Raw genomic sequence first — 3,397 nt, 5'->3', positions numbered from 1 at the left:
TAATCCGCCAGAACCGAACGCACCCAAGGCGCACCGCGCCCCGCCCCGGGCGCCCCCCCGTGGTCCTGACCCCGCAGTGCAAAGACACCGCGCCGGTTTCGCCGAAAGGGCCAGGGGGCAACGATGGGGCGCTCGGCGTCGAGCAGAATGTAGTCGATCGAATAGCGGAAGGCGTTGGCTATGTCGCCTTTGCGGCCATGGTAGGTTTCGCCCGCGATATGTTCGACCTTGCCTGCCATCCTACACGCAGGCGCCCTATTCCGCCGCGAAACGCAAGGCCGCCCCTTCGCGGATACCATCCACGACGTCCAGCGCGCTCGACAATCCGTCTTCGTGGAAACCGTTGCGCATCCACGCGCCGCAGAACCATGTGCCATCACGACCGTTGAGTTTGCGCATTTCCTGCTGCGCCGCCAGCGCGCCCAGATCATAGACCGGATGGCGCAGGGTGACCTGATCGTAGATCAACTCCTCGCGGATCGTGCGCTTGGTATTCAGGGTAACGAAATGCAGGTCGTCCTGCGGGATCGGCTGAAGCGAGTTCATCCAATAGGTGAGGTCGATCCGGTCCGAACGCTTGTCCGCGTCCTCGGTATAGACCCAGCTTGCCCAAGTCGCCCTGCGTTTGGGCATCAGCGAGGCATCGGCGTGCAGCACCACGTCATTGGGCTGATACCGTATCGCCCCCAAAGCCGCCGCCTCGTCCGGGCGCGCGTCCGACAGCATCGCGAGCGCATCGTCGGAATGGGTGGCAAAGATCACCTGATCGAAGCTTTCCCATTCCGCGCCCTGGACCCGGAGTTCCACGCCCAGAGCCGTGCGGCGGACGGCGCTGACCGGTGCGGAAACCCGCATCGCCACCCCGGCGCGCAGCATCGCGGCCTCCAACCTGTCGACATATTGCTGGGATCCGCCCTTCACCGTGTACCACTGATGCTGGCCGGAATAGTTCAGCAACGCATGGTTGTGGAAGAAATTCACCATCGCATGGGCGGGAAAATCCATGATCCGTTCCGTGGGGGTGGACCAGATCGCACCAGACAGGGGCGACAGGTAATAGTCCCGGAAATAGCTGCCCGTGCCCAGAACCCGCAGGAATTCACCGATGGTCAGGGATTGATCGCGCGCCACGTCCAAAGCCCGCCGGTTGAACTTCAGAATGTCATTAAGCATGCGGATGAACGAAGGGTTCAGCAGGTTCCGCCGCTGCGCAAAGACCGCATTCATGCTGGTCAGCGCATATTCCAGCCGCCCCCCGTCGATGGAGGCCCCGAAGCTCATGTTCGAGGGAACCACCGGCACATCGAGCGCGTCGAACAGTTCCGCAAGACGGGGGTAATTGGCATAGTTGAATACGATGAAGCCCGTATCGACGGGCTGATCGCCATTCTTGCCGGCAATGACTGTCCGCGCGTGGCCGCCAAGCCGGGAACCCGCTTCGAACAGGGTGACGCGGTGATCCGCAGACAGGGCATGGGCCGCGCCCATGCCCGAAATGCCGGCGCCGATGACGGCAATATTCTGACGATAGGGCTGAGGCGCCTGTGCCTGCACCGGCGCGGATTCGAATGGCATAATGGTTAAATTTCCTGTCACATCTGCTTTGTTATTGTGCGGGGTTCAGCACAGTCACGAAGGAACCTGCATGCGAGTTGCAAAGATTCCGTTCGATTCCATCCCGTCCCCTGTCGAAAAACACGCAGTCCTGCTCTGCCTTGCCCACGCGCGAATACGCGCGCCGGTTGAACGCTACCGCCTATTTCGTCTGTGCCGCCATATAGGGCGGATCACCGGTTGGAAAACAAAAACCGCGTGAAGTGTTTTTTGCCTAGAGGTCGAGAAGACGTTCCACTGCACCGGCCCCTCTGGTCAGCAGGGTTGCATAGCCTGCTACATCGATGTTCGCACCGCAGATGACGAGACCGACCCGTCGCCCGGCCAACCGCTGCCGCAGGGGCCCCAGCGCGGCAGCCAGAACCGCGCCCGCGGCCGGTTCAACGGCGAGTTTCGCCTCCTGCTGGCACAGGGCCATGCCAGCACAGATCAAATCATCGTCAAGCGTCACCATATCGTCGACGTATGCCTGACACAGGGCGAGCCCCAGCGGCAGCGCCATGGGCGGGCCGAGGCTGTCGGCCACCGTCTCCACCTTGTCGAGCGTGACCGGCGCCCCGTGGGCAAGGCTGCGCGTCATGGCATCGGCGCCGCGTGGCTCTACCCCGAAAACCTCACAAGACGGGCTCAACGCCTTGACCGCCGCAGCCACCCCGCCGATCAATCCGCCCCCGCCGACCGAGACGACAACGGCGTCGAGGTCCGGAACGTCCTGTAGGAACTCCAGCCCGACACCGGCGGTCCCCAGTACCGTGTGCAGCCCGTCGAAAGGATGGATGAAACTGCGGCCTTCCTCCGACACCAGCCGTTCGGCTTCGGCAAAGGTGGCGGCGCCGGGTGCCTTAAGGATCACATCCGCCCCCGTCGCCCGGGCGAGCGTCACCCGGTAGGGATTGGCATTGTCCTGCATCACAACCTTGGCCGGGCACCCCATACGCGCCGCCGCCCAGCCCGCCGCGATGGCGTGATTGCCCGCACTTGCGGCGGTGATCCCGCACTTCCTTTCCTCATCCGACAGGGCCATCAGGTTGGACAGCGCACCCCGCGCCTTGAAGGTCCCGGTATGCTGAAAACATTCGAGCTTCATCGTCAGAGTTGCCCCGGGGAAGGCTTTGGTCAGCAGCGGCGTCTGCAAAGGAATGGTCGGCGTGTGCCGGATTATGCCCGAAAGCTCGTCGTGCCGGGCCTGCATGGCATCGAGGGTCAGGGCGGACAGATCAGGGCTCCCCATGTCAAACTCCGGGTCCGGCGCCATTGGGCGCACGCGAAAGAATCCCGCCTGCTCCATCAGCGCTATCGGCGGGGGCGAGTTCTTCGAAATCGAAGTTATGGAGACGCCCGGCGCGTTTCGCGGCCTTTTCGCTGCTGATCATGATGTCCTCCACATCCTTGCGGGCCTGCCCGAAATGCCGGTCGAGGTTGCCCACCCGCGCGACCAGACGTTCAACATCCGCGTGCAGTGCCCCCAGCTCCTTGCGGATCGAACCGGCCTGCTCGCGCATCCGTGCATCCTTCAGGATTGCACGCATGGTGTTCAGAGTGGCCATGCAGGTCGTCGGCGACACGATCCAGACCCGCGCGGCGAAACCTTCGCGCACCAGTTCGGGGAAATTGCCATGCAGCTCGGCATAGACCGCCTCGGACGGCAGGAACATAAGCGCGCCGTCGGCGGTCTCTCCCTCGATGATGTATTTCTGCGCGATGGCAGAAATATGGGTGCGAACGGCGGCGCGCATGGCCCGCGCGGCCTCCCGCAGAGCCTGGTCGCTATCCGCCCGGCGCA

The 3,397-nt window shown here is 63.5% G+C and carries 4 protein-coding genes; all 4 read right to left on the bottom strand.

What is annotated here, in order from left to right; all coding sequences use genetic code 11:
- Positions 1-239, bottom strand: a 239-nt coding sequence (locus tag A3728_RS11615) for a DUF1365 family protein (protein WP_150120751.1), incomplete at its 3' end; no start/stop codon positions are given.
- 16 nt (positions 240-255) lie between these two features.
- Positions 256-1,575 (bottom strand): NAD(P)/FAD-dependent oxidoreductase, encoded by a 1,320-nt coding sequence (locus tag A3728_RS11610; RefSeq protein WP_067923740.1) that lies wholly within the window; start codon positions 1,573-1,575, stop codon positions 256-258.
- Positions 1,576-1,828: 253 nt separating this feature from the next.
- On the bottom strand, positions 1,829-2,845 hold the full coding sequence (locus tag A3728_RS11605) for a pyridoxal-phosphate dependent enzyme (protein ID WP_067923737.1): 1,017 nt from the start codon (positions 2,843-2,845) through the stop codon (positions 1,829-1,831).
- Position 2,846: 1 nt separating this feature from the next.
- Positions 2,847-3,397 (bottom strand): DNA recombination protein RmuC (gene rmuC, locus A3728_RS11600; RefSeq protein WP_150120750.1); only part of this gene is annotated, 551 nt, incomplete at its 5' end.

It is taken from the genome of Sulfitobacter sp. HI0040 (assembly GCF_001634885.1).
Taxonomy (GTDB): Bacteria; Pseudomonadota; Alphaproteobacteria; order Rhodobacterales; family Rhodobacteraceae; genus Sulfitobacter.
Note: the sequence above shows the minus strand (reverse complement) of the source record. Positions and strands in the feature narration are given on the sequence as shown.

Excerpts from the sequence above, each read along its gene's own strand:
- A3728_RS11610 (WP_067923740.1), bottom strand. The coding sequence starts at position 1,575 with ATGCCATTCGAATCCGCGCCGGTGCAGGCACAGGCGCCTCAGCCCTAT.
- A3728_RS11605 (WP_067923737.1), bottom strand. The coding sequence starts at position 2,845 with ATGGGGAGCCCTGATCTGTCCGCCCTGACCCTCGATGCCATGCAGGCC.